The 21,346-nt window shown below is 70.3% G+C and carries 21 protein-coding genes; 17 read left to right on the top strand and 4 right to left on the bottom strand.

The window, feature by feature from the left end:
• Window positions 1-3: 3 nt before the first annotated feature.
• Window positions 4-963 carry a heme o synthase gene (gene cyoE / locus Q9Q40_11660; GenBank protein MDQ7007877.1) on the bottom strand — a complete coding sequence of 320 codons (960 nt, stop codon included), beginning with the start codon at window positions 961-963 and terminating at the stop codon, window positions 4-6.
• 1,009 nt (window positions 964-1,972) lie between these two features.
• Between cyoE and Q9Q40_11665 the strand changes: the two genes are divergently transcribed.
• The 10 genes from Q9Q40_11665 to Q9Q40_11710 are packed head-to-tail and all read left to right on the top strand — an operon-like array spanning window position 1,973 to window position 11,586.
• Window positions 1,973-3,358 carry an anthranilate synthase component I family protein gene (locus Q9Q40_11665; protein ID MDQ7007878.1) on the top strand — a complete coding sequence of 462 codons (1,386 nt, stop codon included), beginning with the start codon at window positions 1,973-1,975 and terminating at the stop codon, window positions 3,356-3,358.
• The gene (locus tag Q9Q40_11670) at window positions 3,355-3,945 is read left to right on the top strand and encodes an aminodeoxychorismate/anthranilate synthase component II (protein ID MDQ7007879.1); all 591 of its coding nucleotides are present in this window, start codon (window positions 3,355-3,357) and stop codon (window positions 3,943-3,945) included. Before Q9Q40_11665 ends, Q9Q40_11670 begins: the two co-directional genes overlap by 4 nt.
• Entirely contained in the window at window positions 3,942-4,967 is a 1,026-nt protein-coding gene (gene trpD, locus Q9Q40_11675) for an anthranilate phosphoribosyltransferase (protein ID MDQ7007880.1), read from the top strand. Before Q9Q40_11670 ends, trpD begins: the two co-directional genes overlap by 4 nt.
• Window positions 4,964-5,779, top strand: coding sequence for an indole-3-glycerol-phosphate synthase (locus Q9Q40_11680; GenBank protein ID MDQ7007881.1), 816 nt, complete (start codon window positions 4,964-4,966; stop codon window positions 5,777-5,779). Before trpD ends, Q9Q40_11680 begins: the two co-directional genes overlap by 4 nt.
• Window positions 5,776-6,384 (top strand): phosphoribosylanthranilate isomerase, encoded by a 609-nt coding sequence (locus Q9Q40_11685; protein ID MDQ7007882.1) that lies wholly within the window; start codon window positions 5,776-5,778, stop codon window positions 6,382-6,384. Before Q9Q40_11680 ends, Q9Q40_11685 begins: the two co-directional genes overlap by 4 nt.
• Window positions 6,381-7,622 carry a tryptophan synthase subunit beta gene (trpB, locus tag Q9Q40_11690; GenBank protein MDQ7007883.1) on the top strand — a complete coding sequence of 414 codons (1,242 nt, stop codon included), beginning with the start codon at window positions 6,381-6,383 and terminating at the stop codon, window positions 7,620-7,622. The genes Q9Q40_11685 and trpB overlap by 4 nt, the downstream gene beginning before the upstream one ends.
• Window positions 7,619-8,401 carry a tryptophan synthase subunit alpha gene (gene trpA / locus Q9Q40_11695; GenBank protein ID MDQ7007884.1) on the top strand — a complete coding sequence of 261 codons (783 nt, stop codon included), beginning with the start codon at window positions 7,619-7,621 and terminating at the stop codon, window positions 8,399-8,401. The genes trpB and trpA overlap by 4 nt, the downstream gene beginning before the upstream one ends.
• On the top strand, window positions 8,398-9,447 hold the full coding sequence (gene aroF / locus Q9Q40_11700) for a 3-deoxy-7-phosphoheptulonate synthase (GenBank protein MDQ7007885.1): 1,050 nt from the start codon (window positions 8,398-8,400) through the stop codon (window positions 9,445-9,447). Before trpA ends, aroF begins: the two co-directional genes overlap by 4 nt.
• Window positions 9,437-10,738 carry a 3-phosphoshikimate 1-carboxyvinyltransferase gene (gene aroA, locus Q9Q40_11705; GenBank protein MDQ7007886.1) on the top strand — a complete coding sequence of 434 codons (1,302 nt, stop codon included), beginning with the start codon at window positions 9,437-9,439 and terminating at the stop codon, window positions 10,736-10,738. The genes aroF and aroA overlap by 11 nt, the downstream gene beginning before the upstream one ends.
• Window positions 10,735-11,586 (top strand): shikimate dehydrogenase, encoded by an 852-nt coding sequence (locus Q9Q40_11710; protein ID MDQ7007887.1) that lies wholly within the window; start codon window positions 10,735-10,737, stop codon window positions 11,584-11,586. The genes aroA and Q9Q40_11710 overlap by 4 nt, the downstream gene beginning before the upstream one ends.
• Window positions 11,587-11,633: 47 nt before the next feature.
• Here the strand turns inward: Q9Q40_11710 and Q9Q40_11715 are convergent, their stop codons facing one another.
• Window positions 11,634-12,125: a hypothetical protein gene (locus Q9Q40_11715; protein MDQ7007888.1), complete on the bottom strand. Its 492-nt coding sequence runs from the start codon at window positions 12,123-12,125 to the stop codon at window positions 11,634-11,636.
• A gap of 605 nt (window positions 12,126-12,730) precedes the next feature.
• Here Q9Q40_11715 and Q9Q40_11720 point away from each other — a divergent pair.
• From Q9Q40_11720 to Q9Q40_11730, 3 genes are all read left to right on the top strand, one after another.
• Complete coding sequence (locus tag Q9Q40_11720; GenBank protein MDQ7007889.1) at window positions 12,731-13,372, top strand: redox-sensing transcriptional repressor Rex; 642 nt, start codon at window positions 12,731-12,733, stop codon at window positions 13,370-13,372.
• An 89-nt stretch (window positions 13,373-13,461) separates the two neighbouring features.
• Window positions 13,462-13,830 (top strand): thioredoxin domain-containing protein, encoded by a 369-nt coding sequence (locus tag Q9Q40_11725; protein MDQ7007890.1) that lies wholly within the window; start codon window positions 13,462-13,464, stop codon window positions 13,828-13,830.
• Between the two features lie 194 nt (window positions 13,831-14,024).
• A complete protein-coding gene (locus Q9Q40_11730) occupies window positions 14,025-14,849 on the top strand; it encodes a mechanosensitive ion channel family protein (protein ID MDQ7007891.1) in 825 nt (274 codons plus the stop codon).
• A gap of 8 nt (window positions 14,850-14,857) precedes the next feature.
• Here Q9Q40_11730 and Q9Q40_11735 read toward each other — a convergent pair whose 3' ends face one another.
• The gene (locus Q9Q40_11735) at window positions 14,858-15,697 is read right to left on the bottom strand and encodes an HAD family acid phosphatase (GenBank protein ID MDQ7007892.1); all 840 of its coding nucleotides are present in this window, start codon (window positions 15,695-15,697) and stop codon (window positions 14,858-14,860) included.
• On the bottom strand, window positions 15,690-17,324 hold the full coding sequence (locus Q9Q40_11740) for a fumarate hydratase (protein ID MDQ7007893.1): 1,635 nt from the start codon (window positions 17,322-17,324) through the stop codon (window positions 15,690-15,692). The genes Q9Q40_11735 and Q9Q40_11740 overlap by 8 nt, the downstream gene beginning before the upstream one ends.
• Before the next feature lie 196 nt (window positions 17,325-17,520).
• Between Q9Q40_11740 and aroC the strand changes: the two genes are divergently transcribed.
• The 4 genes from aroC to Q9Q40_11760 are packed head-to-tail and all read left to right on the top strand — an operon-like array spanning window position 17,521 to window position 21,342.
• Window positions 17,521-18,666 carry a chorismate synthase gene (aroC, locus tag Q9Q40_11745; protein ID MDQ7007894.1) on the top strand — a complete coding sequence of 382 codons (1,146 nt, stop codon included), beginning with the start codon at window positions 17,521-17,523 and terminating at the stop codon, window positions 18,664-18,666.
• Complete coding sequence (locus tag Q9Q40_11750; GenBank protein MDQ7007895.1) at window positions 18,663-20,252, top strand: bifunctional shikimate kinase/3-dehydroquinate synthase; 1,590 nt, start codon at window positions 18,663-18,665, stop codon at window positions 20,250-20,252. The genes aroC and Q9Q40_11750 overlap by 4 nt, the downstream gene beginning before the upstream one ends.
• Window positions 20,249-20,704 (top strand): type II 3-dehydroquinate dehydratase, encoded by a 456-nt coding sequence (locus Q9Q40_11755; GenBank protein MDQ7007896.1) that lies wholly within the window; start codon window positions 20,249-20,251, stop codon window positions 20,702-20,704. The genes Q9Q40_11750 and Q9Q40_11755 overlap by 4 nt, the downstream gene beginning before the upstream one ends.
• On the top strand, window positions 20,701-21,342 hold the full coding sequence (locus Q9Q40_11760) for a DUF47 family protein (protein MDQ7007897.1): 642 nt from the start codon (window positions 20,701-20,703) through the stop codon (window positions 21,340-21,342). Before Q9Q40_11755 ends, Q9Q40_11760 begins: the two co-directional genes overlap by 4 nt.
• Window positions 21,343-21,346: the final 4 nt, after the last annotated feature.

Raw genomic sequence — 21,346 nt, forward strand, 5'->3', positions numbered from 1 at the left:
GTCTCAGCGGAAGAACAGGGTGGCGGCGCTGCGGGTGGCCGGCGGGGCATCGGCCCGCGGGGACGCCGGATGGGCGTCGATGACCATCAGCCCCAGCAGCAGCGGCAGGTAGGCCAGGGAAGCCCAGAACACGTGGCGCGCGGCGCGGTCGGTGCGGCGGCGGAGCAGGCGCACGGTCCGTTCAATCATCAGGCCGCCGAGCACGACGGCGCCGATGGCGTAGACCCAGCCCGCCATGCCCGCCGCGGTGGCCGCCAGGCCGACGGGCACCAGGGCCAGCGAGTAGAGCAGGGCCATCCAGCAGGTGACCGCGCCGCTGGGGTCGCTGATCGGAAGCATACGGTAGCCGCCCCGAACGTAGTCTTCGCGATACAGCCAGGCCAGGGCGAGGAAGTGGGGGATTTGCCAGACGAAGAGGGTCGCGGCCAGAACCCACGCTCCCGCATCGAGGCTGCCCCGGGCGGCGGCCCAGCCCATCATGGGCGGCACCGCGCCGCAGACGGCGCCGACCAGGGTGTTGAGGGAACTCCGCGGTTTGAGAGGGGTGTAGACCAGGGCGTAGAGCAGGATCACCGCCAGGGCCAGCACGGCCGTCAGCAGGTTGCAGGCCAGGGCGAGCAGCAGCGTGCCCAGAACGCTCTCGCCCAGGGCCGCGGCCACGGCGTGACGGCGGGTGATCCGGCCGGTGGGCAGCGGACGGGTACGGGTGCGGTGCATGCGGGCGTCGCGCTCGACTTCCAGCCACTGGTTGAGGGTGTTGGCGCCGGCCGCGGCCAGCAGAGTGCCCAGGGCCAGGGCCAGGGCCGTCAGCCAGGAAAAGCCCTCCCGGACGCCGAGGGCGTAGCCGACGATGGCCGTGAGAACCACCAGCGAGCCGAGGCGCAGCTTGCCCAGCTCGGCGTAGACGGCCAGCCAGCTCGTGGTGCGTTTCGGTGGGAGAGCCTGGGGGGATCGTGTCTGCATGGGACCCTTCGGAAAACGCCGCATTCTAGCAGCTATCGCGGCTTTCCGCGCGGGGAACCCCGAGGCTTATCATTGAGTTAGCGTGAGCTTCCGCATCGTCACCGGGTCAGGGCGGGTGGTGATGCGTCATCGGGGTTCGGCACGGTCCTTCCGTGGTGTCGCTATCTCGATCGTGGGGGAGGGGATGCCGCGGGACAAGCGGGGAAGGGGAGGATGCGGTGCCCCCCATCCTGAGTGTCCGCACCGCGGAAGTACGGAGCGTGCTGCGGAGTTTCGCGAGGGGGTTGCGGCGTGCTCCGACTGCGGGAGCGCTCTGGTTGACGGGGACCCCAGCGAGGAACACAGACCGGAGTTCATTCCCCTCGTGACAGTGGCCCGGGGCCTCGACGTGGAGTCAGCCCATCTGTTCAGGGGAGCGCTCGACTGGCGGGGGGGCGCGTGGGCGTCCGTCCGTCAGATCTGCCAAGGACGCGAGAGGCGATCGGCGGGGAGTGGAACGCCCAGCCGGAGGAGCCGGAAACCGGTCGATGGGAACCGTGTCATCCTCCCTGCCCGCAGTGCGAGAGCCTGGATGTCGACCGGCTCCGCCTGGCGGTGGAGATCGTCGTGATGGCGATCTTCGCTCTCCTCCTGGCGCCCTGGGGTGGGGCTGTCTTCCTCTGGCCGGGTTCTCGCCTTGTTTGTCGCGACTGTGGGCGCAGCGGGTGCACGGCACAGGAGGAGTACGACTGAATCCGGAGAAGGCCTGTCCTGCTGAAGTCGGGTTTCGAGCTTTTCCGGTTGACGGGAAGGGAGGGAGGGAGTACTTGTTGGGGCGCGATGACGATTTACCGTGACGCTGCCCGCCGACTGCCCACCACCGGATGGTGGTTCTGGTCCGTCGACTGTACGGAGGTGACTCCGGCGGGAAGTTGATCGCGGCTTGCGACGGCGGCACCCACCGAGCCCACCTCCACGGAGGTGGGTTTTCGTTTGTTCAGAGTGGGCCACGGGGCCCGGAGGATGCGGCATGAAGCCACCATTCGACATTGCAGCCGATCTCGACACGCCCGTGTCGGCCTACCTCAAGCTGCAGCCCCTGCAGCCGCGTTTTCTACTCGAGAGCGTGGAGGGCGGCGAACGCCAGGCCCGCTACTCGTTCATCGGCTTCGGTGGCGGCGAGGACCTGCTGCTCGACGGCGCAGGGCTGCAGATGGGCGGCAAACGTCAGCCCCGTCCGAACAGCCGCGAAGCCGTTCTCGATGCCCTGCGCGGAGCCCTCGAGCGTGCGCCGCAGCCCCGGGCCGAGGGCGGGGCCTGCCCCTTTGCCGGCGGGCTGGTGTCGGTGGCTTCCTATGACCTGGTGCGCGACTTCGAAGGTCAGTCCTTGCCGCCTCTGCCGCCGGGCGCTGGACCCGAGTTGATGGCCACCGCGCCGCGCTCCCTGCTCGTCTTCGACCACCTGACCCGGCGCGCGGCGGTATTCCACGATGGCAGCGAGGCCGAACGGCGCTCACTGCGGCGGGAGGTGGAGACGGCGCTGCGCTCGACGACCGTGCGCACCCGGGCCGGCCGTCCTCCTTCGCCGGTTGAGGCCAGCTTCACCCCCGGTGCCTTCGAAGCCGCCGTACGGCGAGTGCAAGGGGAGATCACTGCGGGAGAGGTCTACCAACTCGTGCTCTCGATCCGCTTTTCCGGGCGCTGTGACGTGGACCCTTTCCAGGTCTACCGGGCCCTGCGCCTGTTCAATCCCTCGCCCTACATGTACACCTGCACGTTCGGTGAGCGAACGGTGATCGGCTCGTCCCCGGAAGCCCTGGTGCGTCTCGATGGCCGTCGAGCCACCTTGTGTCCGATCGCCGGCACGCGGCCCCGAGGCGCGGACGAGGCGGAGGATCGGCGGCTGGAGGAAGAACTGCTCGCTGACCCCAAGGAGGCTGCCGAGCACGTGATGCTGGTCGATCTGGCCCGCAACGATTTGGGCCGCGTGGCCGTGCCGGGAACGGTGCGGGTCGATCCCTCGCGTATCATCGAGCGCTACTCTCACGTGATGCACCTGGTCAGCGGCGTGGAGGGTGTGCTGTTGCCCGATGCCGACGCCTTCGACCTCTTCGCCGCGGCCTTCCCGGCTGGAACGGTCGTCGGAGCGCCCAAGATCCGCGCGATGGAACTGATCGACGAGCTGGAGCCTGTCCCGCGTGGCGTCTACGCGGGCACGGTGGGCTACTTCGGCCACCAGGGAAAGATGGACCAGGCCATCGCCATCCGGACTCTGGTTCTCGAGGGCGATACTTATACCTTCCAGGCGGGCGCCGGAATCGTGGCCGACTCCGTTCCCCGTCGCGAGTACGAAGAGGTGCTGGCCAAGAGCGCAGTGCTGCGGCGAGCGATGGAAGTGGCGGGAGGTGAGATGTGAGCTGCCGCGTGCTGCTGATCGACAATTACGACTCGTTCACCTTCAATCTGGTCCAGGCTCTGCGCATACTGGGCGCGGAAGTGCTCGTACAGCGCAACGACGCCATCGACCTGGCGGCCGCCCGGGCCCTCGAGCCGACGCACCTGCTGGTCTCCCCGGGCCCGGGACGTCCCGAGACGGCCGGCATCAGCGTCGAAGCGATTCGTGCTTTCGCCGGCAAGGTCCCGGTGCTGGGGGTCTGTCTCGGCCACCAGGCCCTGGCGGCCGCCTTCGGGGGAAGTGTCGGCCCGGCCCGCAGCCTGATGCACGGCAAGCCTTCGGAGGTCTACCACGACGGCCGCACCCTCTACCAGGGTTTGCCCAACCCCTTCACCGCGGGCCGCTATCACTCCCTGGCGGTGCTCGAAGACGATCTGCCCGGCGAGTTGAGCGTCAGCGCCTACACTTCCGACGGAGAGATCATGGGTCTGCGCCACACCTCGCTGCCTGTCGAAGGCGTGCAATTCCACCCGGAGAGCGTTCTCACGCCCCGGGGTGAGAGCCTGCTGCGCAACTTCCTCGACCAGGACGCGGAGGAAGAGCTGTGACAGAACTTCTCGAGCAACTCCTTGGCGGCCGCGATCTGGGCGAGTCCCAGGCCACAGCCCTGATGAAGGCGCTGGCCTCGGGCGAGTTGGAGCCGGCCCTGGCGGGGGCGCTGCTGGCGGCTTTGCGCCTCAAGGGCGAGTCTGCCGAGGAAGTTCGCGGTTTCTCCCGGGCTCTGCGCGAACTGGCCCGCCGACCCGAGGTGGAAAGGGGCGAGGGCCTGGTGGACGTGGTGGGCACCGGAGGCGATGGGTCGGGCTCGTTCAACATCTCCACGGGTACGGCCCTGCTGGCCGCCGCCTGCTCGCTACGGGTGGTCAAGCACGGCAACCGGGCCGTTTCCAGCCGCTCGGGCAGCGCCGACCTGCTCGAAGCCCTCGGTCTGCGCCTGCCCCTCGATGCCGCCGCTGCCGGTCGCTGCCTGGAGCAGGCGGGCTTCACTTTCCTCTTCGCTCCCTGGTATCACCCGGCGATGAGAAGCGTCGTGCCCATCCGCCGCGCCATGGGCGTGCGCACGGTGTTCAACATCCTCGGCCCGTTGGTCAATCCTGCCGAGCCCGACTTCGCCCTGGTCGGCGCCTGGTCCCCGGAAGTGGCCCGGCTGATGGCCCAGTGCCTGGCCGGTGACACGAGCCTGCGCCGGGCCTTCGTCGTCCACGGCGAGCCGGGCTGGGACGAGGCCACGCCCTGCGGAGAGTTCCTGCTGCTCGACGTGCGTCCCGGCGTGGTCAGCGAGCGCCGCTGCGATCCCCTGGACTGGGGTCTGGCTCGCTGCCGCCCCGAAGATCTGGCGGGTGGGGACAGTCAGGCCAACGCGGCGGCCCTCGAGCGGGTCTTCGATGGCGAGACCGGTGCCCACCGGGACGCATTGGTGCTCGGTGCGGCTCTCGTCCTCGAGCTGACGGGCCGGGAGAACGACGGCCGAAGCGCCGTGGCGCGGGCTGCGGAGGCCATCGACTCCGGCGCCGCCCGGCGGGTCCTGGCCCGCTTGCGGGCCTTTGCCGCCGGGAAGAGCGGGCCATGAGCGGTTTTCTGGCTCGTATGGCCGAAAGTGCCCGCCGGCGGGCCCGGCGCCTGCACGCGGGGGGCGACCGGGGTTCGCTGGAGGCGCGGGCCCTCGGGACGAAGGTGCCGCCCCCGCCGGACCTCGGGGGCGGGGGCTTCGACCTGGTCGCCGAGATCAAGCCCCGGTCGCCGTCGGAGGGTTCTCTGGCCGCCACGCTTTCCGTCAGCCGGGCCGCCGCCCGGGCCCGGCTCTACGAAGGCGCGGGGGCGGTGGCGATCTCGGTGCTCACCGAACCCGAGAGTTTCGGCGGGAGTCTCGAAATGCTTGGGGGCGTGGCGGCGGCGACGGCTCTGCCGGTGATGCGCAAGGACTTCCTGGTGGATCCTCTGCAAGTCCTCGAGGCCCGCGCCTGGGGTGCGGCGGGCGTGCTGCTGATCGTGCGGATGCTGCCGGGCGACCTGTTCGGCGAAATGCTCGATGCCGCCGATCGCGTGGGCCTGTTCTGTCTGGTCGAGGCCTTCGACGAACAGGACCTCGAGCGCGTCGCGGCGTTGACGGCCCATGTCGGCACGCTGCTGGTGGGCATCAACTGCCGCAACCTGGAGACCCTCGCCGTGGAGCCGACGCGCTTCGAGCGGCTGGCTCCCCGGGCGCCGGGTTCGTGGCCCCTGGTGGCGGAGAGCGGCGTGAGCGATGCCGGGGGTGCGGCCGCCGTGGCCCGGATGGGTTACAGGGGCCTGCTGGCCGGCACCGCCCTGATGCGGGCGGTGGACCCCGCCGTCCTGATCGAAGACATGCTCGCCGCCGGCCGGCGGGAGGCGAGGGGATGAGGGTGCGGATCAAGATCTGCGGCCTGCGCACGGTGGAGGCGATCGAAGCCGCGGCGGAGGCCGGTGCCGACGCGGTGGGCCTGGTCTTCGCCGACTCGCCGCGGCGGGTCGATCCCGCCGCCGCGGCGCGCCTGGCGGCCGCTGTCCCCGCCCCCGTGGCGCGGGTCGCGGTGTTTCGCCGGCCCGCGCCGAAGCTCGTCGCCGAGGTGCTGTCCGCCCTGCGCCCGGATTGGGTGCAGGCCGACATGGCCGACCAGGCGCTCTTTTCCGCCCTGCCGCCACGCTGCCTGCTGCCGGTCTGTCGCAACGAGGAGGAACTCGCCGCCACCACGGAGGGTCAGAGCCTGCTCTTCGAAGGTCCCTGCAGCGGCGTGGGCCGGCCGGCGGACTGGGAACAGGCCGCGCGCTGGGCCCGCCGTCGCCGGCTGTTTCTGGCGGGAGGCCTCGACCCGGAGAACGTGGCCCGGGCGATCGCCGTGGTAAGGCCCTGGGGCGTCGATGTGAGCAGCGGGGTGGAGCGGGAGCGGGGCGAGAAGGATCCGGCGCGCATCCGCGCCTTCGTCAGGGCGGTGCGGCAGGCCGAACGCACCGTGGGAGAGGAATGATGCAGGAAAGGCATGGCGCCGCCTTGGACGGCGACGAGGTCCTCGAGGCCCTGATTCGGGGCGAATGGCCCGACGCGCGAGGTCGCTACGGTCCTTTCGGCGGCTGCTACGTTCCCGAGCTGCTGGCGGGTGTCCTGGCCCGGCTCCAGGAAAGGTCCCGGGCGTTGCTCGTCGACCCCACCTTCGTCGGTCGCCTGGAGGCGGAACTGGCGAGCTGGGCGGGGCGCCCCACGCCCCTGACCGAAGCCCGCGGCCTGGGTCGGCGCTGGGGGGCCCGGGTCTTTCTCAAGCGGGAAGACCTGGCCCACACCGGGGCCCACAAGATCAACAACGCCCTGGGGCAGGCCCTGCTGGCCCAGGCCATGGGAGCCCGGCGCGTGATCGCCGAGACCGGCGCCGGCCAGCACGGGGTGGCGGCGGCCGCCGCCTGCGCCCGGGTGGGCTTGCCGGTGACCGTCTACATGGGCGCGGTGGACGTGGAGCGCCAGGCTCCCAACGTGGATCGCATGCAGCGCCTGGGAGCCGAAGTGGTGCCGGTGACTTCCGGCGATCGCACGTTGCGCGCCGCCATCGACGAGGCGCTGCGGGCCTGGGTCGCGGATCCGGAGGAGAGCTACTACCTGCTGGGTTCGGCGGTGGGGCCCCATCCGTATCCATGGATCGTCCAGCGCCTGCAAGCGGTGATCGGTGAAGAGGCCCGCCGGCAGATCCTCGAGCACCAGGGCGCGTTGCCGGACGTGGCGGTGGCCTGTGTGGGCGGAGGCTCCAACGCCATCGGCCTGTTCCATCCCCTGCTGGCCGATCGCCGGGTGCGCCTGCTGGGGGTGGAAGCCGGGGGGAGGGGTACCGCGGTGGGGGACAACGCCGCCACCCTGGCCCGGGGCACGCCGGGCGTGCTGCACGGCGCCTACTCCCTGTTGCTTCAGGATCGCCACGGCCAGGTGATCGAGACCCACTCGGTTTCCGCGGGTCTCGACTACCCCGGGGTGGGACCGGAACACGCCCTGCTCGTGGCCATCGGCCGGGTGGAGGTCACCACGGCCAGCGACGAGGAGGCCCTCGAAGCTCTCGATGAGTGCTGTGCGGCGGAAGGCATTCTGCCCGCCCTCGAATCGGCCCACGCGCTGGCGGGGGCGCGGCGCTGGGCGGCGAAGCATCCCGGGGCCCGGGTGTTGATCTGCCTGTCGGGGCGAGGGGACAAGGACCTGCCGGCCCTCGCCGGGAGCCAGGGCCGATGAAGGGCGCCCAGGCCTTGACCACGGCCCTGGGTCGGGCGAGACCACCCGCCCTGGTGGCCTATCTCACGGCGGGTTTTCCCTCCCTCGAGGCCTTTCGGCCGGCGTTGCTGGCCACCGCGGCGCGGGCGGCGGTGGTGGAGGTGGGGGTGCCTTTCTCGGACCCGATGGCCGACGGCGCCACCATTCAGCGGGCCAGTCGGCGGGCTCTCGAGGCCGGGGTCACGCTGGAGTGGATCCTTGAACAGCTCGAGGCGTTGCGGGAGGAACTGGCCGCGCCGGTGGTGTTGATGAGCTATCTCAACCCCCTGCTGGCCGGGGGGCTCGAGCGCTGCGTGAGGCGGGCGGCCGCCGCCGGCGTGGCGGGGATGATCGTCCCCGACCTGCCCCTCGAAGAGGCGGGCCTGTTGCGCGAACTGCTGCAGCGGGAATCGATGGCCCTGGTGCAACTGGTTACTCCGGTCACCGCGCCCGGGCGCCTCGATCGTCTGGTGCGGGCCAGCGCGGGTTTCGTCTACGCGGTGACCACCACCGGCATCACCGGGGGCCAGGTCAGCGTTTCCCCGGCGGTGCGGGAGTACCTGGGACGCGTTCGATCCGCGGCCGCCTTGCCGGTCTGTGCCGGTTTCGGCATCCGTTCGGCGGCTCAGGTCGCCGCCCTGGCGGGTGAGGTGGATGGCGTGATCGTGGGATCGGCGCTGGTGGAGGCTCTCGAACGGGGAGACGATCCCGGCGCCTTTCTCGAGGCGCTGATCGCCGGGACTGGAAAGGAGGAGTCATGATCGCCGTACTGGAGAAAGGCTGCAGCGTCCGGGTCAAGGCCGAGATCGTACGCTTCATCGAGGGAGAAGGTTTTCGTGTGCAGGTCAGCCAGGCCGGCGGGCGCAGCCTGGTGGGCGTGATCGGCGACGGTGCCGCGCGCCTGGCCGAGCCCCTCGCCGCCCTGCCCGGTGTCGAGCAGGTACGCCCCGTGGCACCACCCTACCCGATGGTTTCCCGCGAGCATCAACCGCGGTCGACCCGGGTCAAGGTGGGGGACGTCACCATCGGCGGCAGGGAGGTGGTGGTGATCGCCGGTCCCTGTTCGGTGGAATCTCTCGACCAGCTTCTTTCCACGGCTCGCCGGGTCGCGGCCGCCGGGGCGCGGCTCTTGCGGGGTGGTGCCTTCAAGCCGCGCTCATCGCCCTACAGCTTCCAGGGACTGGGGGAGAAGGGGCTCGAGCTCCTGGCCCGGGCCCGGGAGGAAACCGGCCTGGGCGTGGTCACCGAGGTGCTGGCGCCCGACGACGTGGAGTTGGTGGCGCGATACGCCGACGTGCTGCAAGTCGGCGCGCGCAACATGCAGAATTTCCGCCTGCTGCAGGCGGTGGGGGAACAGCCGCGCCCGGTGTTGCTCAAGCGGGGGCTGATGGCCACCGCCGAGGAGTTGCTGATGGCCGCGGAGTACGTGGTGGCTTCGGGCAACCCCCGGGTGGTGCTCTGCGAGCGGGGTATCCGTACCTTCGAGACGGCGACCCGCAACACCCTCGACGTGGCGGCGGTGCCGGTGGTCAAGGCCCGCTCCCACCTGCCGGTGATCGTCGACCCTTCCCACGCCGCGGGTTTGCGCGAGATGGTGCCCGACCTGGCCCTGGCCGGGGTGGCGGCCGGGGCCGACGGGCTGATGGTGGAGGTCCACCCGGAGCCCGAAAAAGCCCTCAGTGACGGTCGGCAGAGCCTCACCTTCGATGGATTCGATGCGATGATGGAAAGGGTGAGGCGGATCTGCGCCGCCGTGGACCGGCGGCTGGCGCCTGCCGCCGAGGAGAAGAGCGAGCGTGAGCGGTGAACGCAAGCTGGCACCCTGCCGTCGGGTGCGGGGCCGTATCCGTGTTCCGGGTGACAAGTCGATTTCCCACCGCGCGCTGATGCTGGCGGCGGTGGCCCGCGGGACGAGTCGCATCGCGGGCCTGGCGCCCGGTGAGGACGTACGCAGTACCCGCCGTCTGCTGGAACGGGCCGGAGCGGTCCTGCGTGACGAAGACGAGGCCCTGGTCGTCGAGGGACATGGCTGGTCGACTCTCGATCAGGACGATCCCTCGTCGCTGTTGGATCTGGATTGCGGCAACTCGGGCACCACCGCGAGGCTCATGATGGGTCTGCTGGCCGGGCGCCGGGGCCGTTTTCGCCTCAGCGGTGACGCCTCGCTTTCCCGCCGGCCGATGGCCCGGGTGCGGGAGCCCCTGGCCGCCTTTGGAGCGGTGATCGAAGGGGGCGACACGCTGCCGCTGACCGTGGTCGGAGGTGGCCTGCACGGCGCGGTGGTCTCCACGGCGGTGGCCAGCGCCCAGGTCAAGAGCGCCGTGATCCTCGCCGCCCTGCAGGCCGAGGGTTCCAGCGAGGTCAAGGAAGAACGGCTGACCCGGGACCACACCGAAAGACTGCTGCGGGCGATGGGAGCGCCGCTGCAGCCGGTCGACGGGCGGGGCTGTCACCACCGGGTGGGGGGGGGCTGCCTGGCCCTTTCCCCGCTCTCCCTGGTGGTGCCTGGAGATCCCTCGTCGGCGGCCTGCGCGGTGGCCCTTGCGGCCAGCCTGCCGGGCAGCGACCTGGTGGTCGAAGACCTGTGCCTGAATCCTACCCGCCTGGGTTTCTACCGCCTGTTGCGCCGGATGGGCGCCGAGATCGATGAAGAAGTGATCACCGAGGCGGCGGAGCCAAGGGGGCGGCTGGCGATACGCGGCGGTGAGTTGCAAGGCATCGAGGTCGGTCCCGCCGACGTGGTCGACGCGATCGACGAGATTCCGCTGCTCGCCTGCGTGGCCGCCATTTCCGAGGGGGAAACCGTCATTCGCGGCGCGGCGGAGCTGCGACGCAAGGAGTCGGACCGCATCGCCGCCACCGTGGCCCTGTTGCGGGCCTTCGGCGCCGACGTGGAAGAAGCCGACGACGGCATGCTGATCGGCGGCGGCGCCCGGCTCGAGGGCGCCCGGGTTTCGGCGGAAGGCGACCACCGGATCGCCATGTGTGCCGCCTTCCTCGCCGCCCACGCCCGTGGCGGGAGCGTGCTGGAGGATCCCGGTTGGGTGGCTATTTCCTATCCCCGCTTCTTCGATGACCTGGAGCGCATGCGCGCGTGAGCGGTCCCGCACGCCTGGCCCTGCTGGGGCATCCCGTCGGCCACAGCCGCTCCGCCCGGATTTTCACGGCCTGGAGCGCGAGGGGCGGGCCGGACCTGGTCTACCAGGCGGTGGACGTGGCGCCCGGGGACCTCGACGCGGCGCTGGCCCGGCTGCGCGCCGGCCACTGGCGGGGAGTCAACGTGACGATTCCCCACAAGACCGCCATCGCCCCCAGGCTCGATCAGCTCGAACCGGCGGCGCGGCGTGCGGGAGCCGTGAACGTGATCGTGCGCAGGGAAGACGGTTCGCTGCTCGGCGCCAACACCGACGGGGAGGGCTTTTGGGCGGGTTGCCGTGCGGTCTTGGGCGAGGCGCTCCCCGGTGGCGCCGTGCTGATCCTCGGGGCCGGGGGCGCGGCCCGCGGGGTGGCCGAGCTGCTCTCCCGGCGCGGTCGCCGGGTGGTGGTGGTCAGTCGCGACGCCGAGCGCGCGGCGCGTGATTTCGCGGGACTGGCCGAGGCCTGCCTGGCGTGGCATGCGGCGGAGCTGCAACGGGTCGCCGGTAGGGCGGCGCTGGTGATCCAGGCGACGCCTTTGGGCATGCAGCCCGCGGTGGATGCGGTGCCACCGTTGCCCGTGGAGTGGCTGAGGGCCGACCTGGTCGTCGACCTGGTCTATCGTCCCTGGGAGACGCTCTTCCTGCGCCGTGTCCGGGCCCGGGGTCTGCGTGCACTCAACGGTTGGCCCATGCTCGTCCACCAGGCCCACCTGGCCGCACAGAAGTGGTTCGGCGTTGCGGCTGCCGGAAGTTTTCTCACGGCGGCGGCCGCCATGGAGTCCCGGGATCCCGCGGCAGCGTCGGCTTGAGGGCCCCGGTTTCCGGGGCCCCGGGCGCGCGAGTACCGGGTCGCCGATCAGGCGGTGAAAACCGACAGCCGGACCACACCGTCGGCGTCCCGATGGAGCATCACGAGGGTGTGACGCCTGTCCTGCCGGCGCGTGCGGACCAGGCGCATGGTTCCCGGGTGGTCCGCGGCATGGCGCGCAAGACGGGAGAGGGCGGAAAGGTAACGCACTTCGACGCCGTTGCGGATGATGGTCATCTCCATGCGATAGATCTGCCCGGGAACCAGGGCGCGGGCGAAGCGCCACTCGGCCTGGAGGTCGTCCCGACCCACGGTGCGCTCCTCGCGCAGCGGCTGTTCGACGGGTTCGACGCCGAACTGTTCGGCGGCCAGCAGCTCGACCCGGACCACGTCACCCGGTCGGAGGGCGGACGCGGTGGAATCGTCGAGGGCCAGGTCGATGCGCAGGTCGAAGGTGGGCTCGGCCAGGGTAGGCAGGGCGAAGGCTGCCAAGAGCAGGGCGATCAGGGCGAGGGGAGCGAGTCGGGTCGAGCGGATCATGGGCCACCTCCTGGGGTCTGGGTAGAATCGGTTGGCGAGGCGGGACCGAAGCAACGACGGTGCCAAAGGCGTCCGAAGCCGGTGCCGGTGCACGGCCAAGTGACTGCCGTGGAAGGGGAAAGAGCACGGCGGGCGGGTCGGTGGAGGGCCTTCCCGCCGGGCCCGGTGGCAGCCCGCGTCCGGTCAGGGTGCCCGGAATGCGGACAGTTCACGGACACGGCCCGACACGCCGCTCGCGCAGGCCGGCCCTCACGCGCCGCCGCGGATCTTGCCGGAGGCTCGGTTCTGGGTACGGGTCTTGGTACTGGCGTTGGCGGAGACCCGGCAGCGGTCCACGGCCCGGCCGTTGCAGCGGCTGGGATGGTGCCAGTCGATGGCGCAGTGGTGGCTGTAGCCGATGGGAATGACCTTTCCGGCGGTTTCCGCGATCGTGTTGTGCGTCAGTGCGGGGTTGCGGCAGTGACCGGGGGCCGGTGCCGCGCTCTGCGGCGGGGCGGTGATTGCCCCGGGACGGCTGGTGGTGAAACAATCACGGTGGGGCGAGATCCCGCGGGAGCTCGCAAGTAGTCGTAGAACGAAAGTTTGGCGATCTGGCGGGAAAAATCATGACGACCTCGGGTCCACCCCTCAAACGTGCGCAGGTAGAAAGACTCGTGCGCTACCTGCATTTCGTCCGCCAGTCGAAAGGGCGCTCGGCCGCGGTGTCCAGCGCGCGGTTGGCCGAACATGCGGGCCTCGATGAGTCCCAGGTGCGGAAGGATCTGGCCGCGGTGGGGGTGCGGGGGCGCCCCCGGGTGGGTTTCCGCCCGGCCGAGATTCTCTCGGCCATCGAAAAACGGCTTGGCCTGGACCAGGGCTACCGGGCCGTGGTGGTGGGCGCGGGCAGGCTGGGCAGTGCCCTGATCGCCTACCCGGGTTTCGCCCGCTACGGCCTGGAGGTCGTGGCGCTGGTCGATGCCGATCCGCTCAAGATCGGCACGTCCATCGGAGGCCTGATCGTCCACCCGGTGGAGCGGCTCGGCGAGATCGTACGGGACAAGGAAGTCCGCCTGGGCATACTCACGGTGCCGGATGCGGCTGCTGGCGAGATGGCCCGGCGCCTGGCCTGTGCCGGTGTCCAGGCCATCTGGAACTTCGCCTCCGCCGGCATCGACGTACCGGAAGGCGTCTACGTGCGCCATGAACATCTTTCCGTAGGCCTCGCCGAACTGGCCTATCACCTTTCCGGTCGAGTCTCCGCGGAATGATCCCGCCTGCTGTACCCTTTCCCCCGGCTCTGCATCTCTTCATGGCGTGGGGCGGCGAAAGATTCCAGCCGCGCCGGGAGCCGAAAACCATGCAGACCCATCCCGACAGCTCGTCCGAATTCATCATTCATGCCACCGACGCGTCTTTCGATCGCCTGATCCGGGAAGCGGAGCTTCCCGTGGTGGTCGACTTCTGGGCTTCCTGGTGCGCGCCCTGCCGCTTTCTGGGCAAGGCGCTCGAGGAAGTGGCCCCGGACTTTCAGGGGAAGTTGCAGGTGATCAAGGTCGACGTGGACGCCAACCCGGCCACCGCCTCGCGCTTCGATATCCAGTCGATTCCCACGATGGCCTTCTTCAACGGGGGCGATTGCGTCGGCCTGCTGCCCGGAGCCCTGCCCCCCGATGGACTGCGCCAGGTTTTCGGCCAGCATGTCAAGGGTGAGTTGCAGGGCGCCTGATCGGGGGAAAAACGCCTTTCCACGCGGATCGCCGGTGCGGGCGGCTCCCGTGCCCCATCGGCGGCGCCTCCAGCCGGGCGGAGACGGGGAGGTGGCTTGACGCAGGCCCCCCCGACTCGTCATCATCCACGGGCTATCAGCTCTCGATGCCTGTTTGCGGGTCGGCGGCTCACTGATGGCAGGGAGGTACGCCGATGGAGAGCCTGGAATTTCCGGGATCGGGCCTGATGCCCTTGCTGACGACCTACGGGGTGCGGGTCGTGGGCGTCGTGGTGTTGCTCATCGTGGGCTGGATCGTCGCCGGCTGGAGCGGCCGCGTGGTCAGCCGGGGGATGGCCCGGGCCGAAGTGGATATCACCCTGACCCGCTTCACCGGCAAATTGATCCGCTGGCTGGTGATGCTGCTGGTCGTTCTCGCCGGGCTGGGTCTGTTCGGCGTCGAGACCACGAGTTTCGCGGCGGTGCTCGCGGCGACGGGATTTGCCGTCGGTATGGCCTTTCAGGGGACCCTGGGCAACTTCGCCAGCGGCGTGATGCTCCTGGTCTTCAGGCCGTTCAAGGTCGGTGACGTGGTTTCCGTGGCCGGCGTGACCGGCTCGGTGCACGAGATCGGCATCTTCACCGTCAGTCTCGACACGCCCGACAACCGCCGCCTGGTGTTGCCCAACGGCGCGGTGTTCGGCGCGACCATCGAGAACATCACTTTCCACGACAGTCGACGTGTGGATGTGAACGTCGGCGCGGACTACGGCGCCGACATCGATCGCACGCGGGCGGTACTGCTGGCCGCGGCGGAGAAGGTTCCGGGCGTCGACCGGAGCCGGCCGATCCAGGTGGTCCTGACGGATCTCGGTGCCAGTTCGGTGGACTGGTCGGTGCGGGTCTGGTGCAAGACGCCGGAATACTGGGCCGTACGCGACGCCCTGGTGCGGGCGGTCAAGATGGCCCTCGACGAGGCTTCGATAGCGATTCCCTACCCGCAGCTGGACGTGCACCTGGACCCTTCAGCCCGGGCTTGAGTCGGGCCTCACTCGGCGGGGGGGGCGCCCGTGTCGCCGTGGAGCGCGTCGAACTGGGCGCGGCGGCGCTCCTCTTCGCTCAACCCCCGGGCAAATCCCCAGAGCGCGCCCTTCCAGGATCCGTAGAGGGGATTGGGCAGCACGAACCACCGATGGCCCCAGAGCTGGGCGTGTTCGGCCACCCGTTCGCGGCGCCGGGCCGTGTCGACACCCGCATCGGTGACGTTGGGGAGGAAATCGCCCAGGTCGTCGCCGATCAACAGCACGATGTGGTGCGTGCGGGCGACCTGGGCCCGGCGGCTCGCCTTGTCCCGTCCCCATTCGGGCTTTTCCTCCCGCATCAGCAGGCCGTCCGGCTCGTCGAGCACCGGGATGCCCAGGCGCTCGAGGTTGCGACGGGTGGCCTCTTCCTGGTCGGCCCGCCGGTTGGTGATGAAAAAGGTCGTCACGCCCGCGTCGCGGCAATGAGCGAGGAAGCCGATGGCGCCGGGCAGGGGTTCGGCCCGCGCGGCGTCGACCCAGCGGTTCCACAGTGCCGGGTCGAAGGGGGCGCCGCTCTTCAGCAGCGCCGCTTCGAACGGGGCGTTGTCGAGGACGGTTTCGTCCACGTCGAGCACCACCGCAGGAGGGCGTGCGTCCCCGGCCGGGCGATGCTCCCCGAGAGCGACGTCGAGCGCCCGGGTGGCCGACGTATAGATCCCTCTCACGAGGGCTTCCCGTTCCGCCGAGAGTTGAGTCCAGCTCACCGCGTCCAGGGCGGGGTGAGACGGCGTCGGCGGGGGTGCCGGCCCGCAGGCGGCGGCGGTCAGCAGCAGCGCCGCCGGCACGAGCGACTTCGCGCTAGCCATCGAGAGCGGGGAGCTGCGCGAAGAAGTCGTGGCCCTTGTCGTCGACCAGGATGAAGGCCGGGAAATCTTCCACTTCGATCTTCCACACCGCTTCCATCCCCAGCTCTTCGAAGTCGATGCATTCGACCTTGCGGATGTTTTCCCGGGCCAGCAGGGCCGCCGGTCCCCCGATCGAACCAAGGTAGAAACCGCCGTGCTTGCGGCAGGCCTCGGTCACCTGCCGCGAGCGGTTCCCCTTGGCGATCATGATCATCGAACCTCCATGGGACTGGAAAAGGTCCACGTAGGGGTCCATCCGGCCCGCGGTGGTCGGGCCGAAGGAGCCCGAAGGCAGGCCCGCGGGAGTCTTGGCCGGGCCCGCGTAGTAGACGGGATGTCGTTTGAAATATTCAGGCAGGTCTTCGCCCCGTTCGAGGCGCTGCTTGAGCCGGGCATGAGCGATGTCCCGGGCCACGATCAGGGTGCCGGTCAGCAACAGGGCGGTGGCCACCGGGTACTGGGAGAGTTCCGCGAGGATCTCCTTCATTTCCCGGTTCAGATCGATGCGCACGGCCCGGTGTCCATCGACCCGGCCCCGGTATTTTTCGGGGATCAGGCGCTCGGGTCGGGTCTCGAGCTGCTCGATCCACAGCCCCTTTTCATCGATGCGGGCCTTGATGTTGCGATCCGCCGAGCACGACACCCCCATGCCCACCGGGCAGGAAGCGCCGTGGCGGGGGAGGCGAACGACCCGCACGTCGAGGGCGAAGTACCGGCCTCCGAACTGGGCGCCGATGCCGCAGGCCCGGGCGGCCTCGAGCAGCTTGGCCTCCAGCTCGAGGTCGCGGAAGGCGCGGCCGTGTTCGTTGCCGGAGGTGGGCAGGGCGTCGAGGGCCTTGGCGCTGGCCAGCTTGACCGTCTTGAGATTGGCCTCCGCCGAGGTGCCGCCGATGACGAAGGCCAGGTGATACGGAGGGCAGGCCGCCGTGCCGAGGGTACGCATCTTTTCGGAGAGGAAGCGCAGCAGGCTTTCGGGATCGAGCAGCGCCTTGGTCTCCTGGTAGAGGTAGGTCTTGTTGGCCGAGCCCCCGCCCTTGGCCAGGAAGAGGAACTCGTACTTCTCGCCGGCGGTGGCGTAGATGTCGATCTGGGCCGGCAGGTTGGTGCCCGAGTTCTTCTCTTCGTACATCGTCAGGGGAATCGTCTGGGAGTAGCGCAGGTTCTCCCGGGTGTAGGTCTCGTACACTCCCCGGGAGAGGTACTCGGCGTCGTTGGCTCCGGTCCAGACCTGCTGGCCCTTTTTGGCCACGATGGTGGCCGTGCCCGTGTCCTGGCACAGGGGCAAGACTCCCCCGGCCGACACGGCCGCGTTTTCGAGCAGGGCCAGGGCCACGCCCCGGTCGTTGGGGCTCGCCTGGGGATCGTCGAGGATCGCCGCCACCGCCTCGAGGTGCCGGGGGCGCAGCATGAAGGCCACGTCGCGGAAGGCCTGGCGGGCGAGCCGGGTCAGGGCTTCGGGTTCGACGATGAGGATCTTCCGGCCCGCGAACTCTCCGGTGGAAACGAATTCGTCGGTCAACAGGCGGTACGGGGTGTCGTCTCCGGCCAGTGGGAAGGGCTCCTGGTAGACGAAGTCGGGCATTGACAAGACTCCTCATCGGGACCGATCCCTAGGGGAAGGGATCGCGACGGGTGCGGGCGCGGGGTGGGAGGCCGCCCGGGTGGCGAAGGCCGATTCTATACCTCCCGGGCCCGGTCCCGCATTGCGGAGGCTGCACCCGTGGCGATCGATGCGTTAGGCTGGCGGTGACCGAGAGCGGATCCGCGATGGAGAAGGCGAGGCGATGGGCGGACTACGATACGTCACGGCGGGCGAATCCCACGGACCGCTGCTGGTGGGTGTTCTCGAGGGCTTGCCCGCGGGGCTGGAACTGGCCGAAAAGCATCTGCAGCCCCGTTTGCGTCGGCGCCAGGGAGGTTACGGGCGGGGCAAGAGAATGAGCCTGGAGACCGACCGGGCGCAGATCGTCGGCGGCGTCTGGAAAGGGCGCACCACCGGCGCGCCCCTGGCCCTGCTGATCACCAACCGGTCCAACCGTCAGGGTCGTACCCAGCGCCGCAAGACCACTCCGCGGCCCGGGCATGCCGACCTGGCGGGGGTGCTCAAGTACGGCTTCGACGACATCAATCCCGTGATCGAACGGTCCAGCGCCCGGGAGACGGCCATGCGTACCGCCCTGGGCGCGGCAGCCTGTCACCTGCTCGAGGTGCTCGGCGTGTCCATCACCGCCCATGTGATCGCCCTGGGCGAGGTGGAGGCGCCGCCGCTGCCCGAGGACTGGGGACCGGAGCGCATCGCCCGGGCGCGCTCGCGCTCGCCGGTGGGCTGCTGCCACGCCCCGACGGGTCGGCGCATGGTCGAATGCATCGACCAGGCCCGCGAGCGGGGCGAGAGTCTGGGAGGCCGGGTGGAGGTGATCGCCTGGGGGCTGCCCCCGGGGTTGGGAGCCTACAGCCAGTGGGATCGCCGCCTGGACGGGCGGCTGGCCCAGGGGCTGATGGCAATCCAGTCGGTCAAGGGCGTGGAGATCGGCCAGGCCCGCGAGGCCAGCCGGGCCTTCGGCCGTCAGGCCCAGGACGTGATCGTCCGTCGGGGCGAGGGGCTCGGACGGGTCACCAACCGGGCGGGGGGCCTCGAGGGTGGTGTGAGCAACGGCGAGCCGGTGGTGGTCCGGCTGACTCTCAAGCCGATCCCCACTCAGCGCCGGGCCCTGTCCACGGTGGACCTGGACTCGGGGAAGGTGGTGGAGGGACGCTACGTGCGCAGCGACGTGGCCGTGCTTCCGGCCGCCGGAGTGGTGGCCGAGGCGGTGATGGGGCTGGTCCTGGCCGATGCCCTGCTCGAGAAATTCGGCGGCGAGTGCATGGACGACCTGCAGGCGGCGCTGGCGGCCTACCGGCGGCGGCTGCCCCGCTGGAAGGACCGATGAGCCGGATACCGCGACCCCTGGTGCTGGCCGGGCCGATGGGGGCGGGCAAGAGCACCGTCGGGCGGATCCTCGCTGGCTGGCTCGGCGTGGCGTGGGCCGATCTCGACGCCGAGATCTGCCGCCGGGAGGGTGCCGACGTGCCGACTCTCTTCGCCCGGGGCGAGGCGGTCTTTCGCCGGGCCGAGAGCCGGGCCGCCCGCGCCTGGCTGGCGGAGAACGCCGCGTCGGGGGGCGTGCTGGCCCTGGGGGGCGGCACCCTGGAAGATCCGGCGACCGCCGACGCCCTCGAGCAGGTGGCGACCCTCGTCCATCTCGACGCCGACGTGGAAACCCTGCTGGCCCGCTTGACCCCGGAGGAGCTTCGCGCCCGGCCCCTGTTGGCCGACGCCGCCGATCCGCGCGCGCGCCTCGACCCGTTGCTCCGGCGCCGGGCACCGGGCTACGGGCGCGCCGCCCTGCGTATCGATACCACGGGCATGGTTCCCGCGGATGTGGCCCTGGACCTGTTGCGCGCCCTCTACGATCCCTCCGAAGGACCCTGGAGCCTGACGCCGCGGGAGGCGGGACCGGGGGTCTGGATCGGCCGCGGTCTGTGCCGGGTCGCGGCGCCTTCCGGCGCGGTGCTGCTGGTCGACGCGGATCTGCCGGCCGGCCATCGGCGCGCTCTTTCGCGGCTCGAAGCCGCCGCGGGGGGGACGGTGCTGCGGATCTCCCGACGGGGCGGCGAGGGATGCAAGACTCCCCAGGGTCTGCTCGAGGCCTGGCGCGAGTTGCACCGGGCGGGAGTGGACAAGGATCGCCCCTTCTGGGTCGTCGGGGGCGGCACGATCAGCGATCTCGGCGGCCTGGTGGCCCACACCTACAAGCGGGGCCTGGAACTGCACCTGTTTCCCACGACCCTGCTGGCTCAGCTCGACGCGGCCCTGGGAGGCAAGAACGGCATCAACCTCGAGGGAACGAAGAACGCGGTGGGTACGATTCGCCTGCCCGCGTCGGTCCAGATCGATCCCCTCTACCTGCTCTCCCTGCCCGTGGACCAGCTTCGGGAAGGTCTGGCGGAGGCGGTGAAGAGCGCCCTGATCGGCGATCCGCGGCTGTTGACCCTGCTCGAGGACCGGGCGGAAGCCCTCCTCTGCGGCCGTCTCGACTGGCTCGAAGAGGTGATGGCGGCCGCCGCCGCGGTCAAGCTGGAGGTCGTCGGCCAGGACCTGCACGAAGCCGGTCGCCGCCATGTGCTCAACCTGGGCCACACCCTGGGGCATGCCCTCGAGTCCCTGGCCCGGGCGCGGGATGTCGCGTTCGGTCACGGACAGGCCGTCGCGGTGGGCCTGGTCTTTGCCGCGCGCCTGGCCGGCAAAGGAGCACTCGCTGCGCGCATCGCCGCCCTGCTCGAGGCTCTCGGCCTGCCGGCCCGGCTGCCGGAGTGGGCGCGGGGGGAGACGGAGGCCCTGGTCGCCGCGCTGGGGCAGGACAAGAAACGACGGGGTGGTGAAAACCTGTGGATCCTCCCCGAGGCGGTCGGGGAGGTGCGCCGTGCGGTGGTCGATGGAGAGACCGTCCGGGCGGCGCTGGGAGACTGGAGATGAACGAGATCCTCCTGCTTCACGGCCCGAATCTCAACGCTCTCGGCCGGCGTGATCCGGGGATCTATCCGCGCATCACCCTCGCCGAGCTGGAGCAGCAGGTCACCGCATGGGCCGCCGAGCGCGGCTGGCGACTGAGGGCCTTCCAGTCGAATTGCGAGGGAGCGTTGATCGATGAACTGCAACGCGCCGTGGCGTGGGCTGTCGGCGCGCTGGTCAACCTGGGAGCCCTGACCCACACCAGCTACGCCCTGCACGACGCCTTGCTCGATTTTCAGCGTCCGGTCATCGAGGTGCATCTTTCCCGCATCAGTCAGCGGGAACCCTGGCGTCGGGTGAGCGTGATCCGCCCGGTATGCCGCGGCTACGTAGAGGGCCGGGGGGTGGACGGCTACCGTCGGGCCCTCGAGATGCTGGCCGTCGCGGTGAACGAAGAAAGTGAGGCGGGCCGATGATCCTCTTCGGCAAGACACGGCGGCTCGAGATGCGGGTGGACGAGTTCTTCGATGCGGTCAGCGAGGGCGCGCTGATCTTCGCCAGGGGTGTCGGACACTACCTGGCCGGTGAGGAGCAGGCCTTCGCCGCCGATCTCGAGGCGGTGCGCGGGGCCGAGCAGCGGGCCGACGTGCTGCGCCGGGAGGTGGAGAACCAGCTCTATTCCCATGCGCTGATTCCCGATCAGCGGGGCGACGTGCTGGGTCTGCTCGAATCCTCCGACGACGTGATCGACGAGGCCTACTCGGCCCTGGCCCACCTGGACGTGGAGCGCCCCCGGATCGACGATGCCGAGCGTGCGGATTTCACCGAGCTGGCCCGGGCCGGGGCGGCCAGCGTGGAAGCCCTGGTCCTTGCCGCCCGGGCCTTCTTCCGCGACGTGGGGGCGGTCAAGGATCACCTGCACAAGGTGTACTTCTACGAGAAGGAATCGGACCAGATCTCTCTCCGGCTGCGCCGGCGGATTTTCGCCTCGAGCCTGGAGTTGGCCGTCAAACTGCACCTGGCGGGTTTCGTCGAGCGGCTGGCGCGGGTTTCCGACCGGGCGGAGTCGGTGGCCGATCGCATCGCGATCTATGCCGTCAAGCGGAGCGTCTGAGGCG

It is taken from the genome of Acidobacteriota bacterium (genome assembly GCA_030949985.1).
Classification (GTDB): Bacteria; Acidobacteriota; Polarisedimenticolia; order J045; family J045; genus JALTMS01.

Coding starts and splice junctions, on each gene's coding strand:
- cyoE (MDQ7007877.1), bottom strand. CDS start 963: ATGCAGACACGATCCCCCCAGGCTCTCCCACCGAAACGCACCACGAGC.
- Q9Q40_11665 (MDQ7007878.1), top strand. CDS start 1,973: ATGAAGCCACCATTCGACATTGCAGCCGATCTCGACACGCCCGTGTCG.
- Q9Q40_11680 (MDQ7007881.1), top strand. CDS start 4,964: ATGAGCGGTTTTCTGGCTCGTATGGCCGAAAGTGCCCGCCGGCGGGCC.
- Q9Q40_11685 (MDQ7007882.1), top strand. CDS start 5,776: ATGAGGGTGCGGATCAAGATCTGCGGCCTGCGCACGGTGGAGGCGATC.
- trpB (MDQ7007883.1), top strand. CDS start 6,381: ATGATGCAGGAAAGGCATGGCGCCGCCTTGGACGGCGACGAGGTCCTC.
- trpA (MDQ7007884.1), top strand. CDS start 7,619: ATGAAGGGCGCCCAGGCCTTGACCACGGCCCTGGGTCGGGCGAGACCA.
- aroF (MDQ7007885.1), top strand. CDS start 8,398: ATGATCGCCGTACTGGAGAAAGGCTGCAGCGTCCGGGTCAAGGCCGAG.
- Q9Q40_11715 (MDQ7007888.1), bottom strand. CDS start 12,125: ATGATCCGCTCGACCCGACTCGCTCCCCTCGCCCTGATCGCCCTGCTC.
- Q9Q40_11720 (MDQ7007889.1), top strand. CDS start 12,731: ATGACGACCTCGGGTCCACCCCTCAAACGTGCGCAGGTAGAAAGACTC.
- Q9Q40_11725 (MDQ7007890.1), top strand. CDS start 13,462: ATGCAGACCCATCCCGACAGCTCGTCCGAATTCATCATTCATGCCACC.
- Q9Q40_11730 (MDQ7007891.1), top strand. CDS start 14,025: ATGGAGAGCCTGGAATTTCCGGGATCGGGCCTGATGCCCTTGCTGACG.
- Q9Q40_11735 (MDQ7007892.1), bottom strand. CDS start 15,697: ATGGCTAGCGCGAAGTCGCTCGTGCCGGCGGCGCTGCTGCTGACCGCC.
- aroC (MDQ7007894.1), top strand. CDS start 17,521: ATGGGCGGACTACGATACGTCACGGCGGGCGAATCCCACGGACCGCTG.
- Q9Q40_11750 (MDQ7007895.1), top strand. CDS start 18,663: ATGAGCCGGATACCGCGACCCCTGGTGCTGGCCGGGCCGATGGGGGCG.
- Q9Q40_11755 (MDQ7007896.1), top strand. CDS start 20,249: ATGAACGAGATCCTCCTGCTTCACGGCCCGAATCTCAACGCTCTCGGC.
- Q9Q40_11760 (MDQ7007897.1), top strand. CDS start 20,701: ATGATCCTCTTCGGCAAGACACGGCGGCTCGAGATGCGGGTGGACGAG.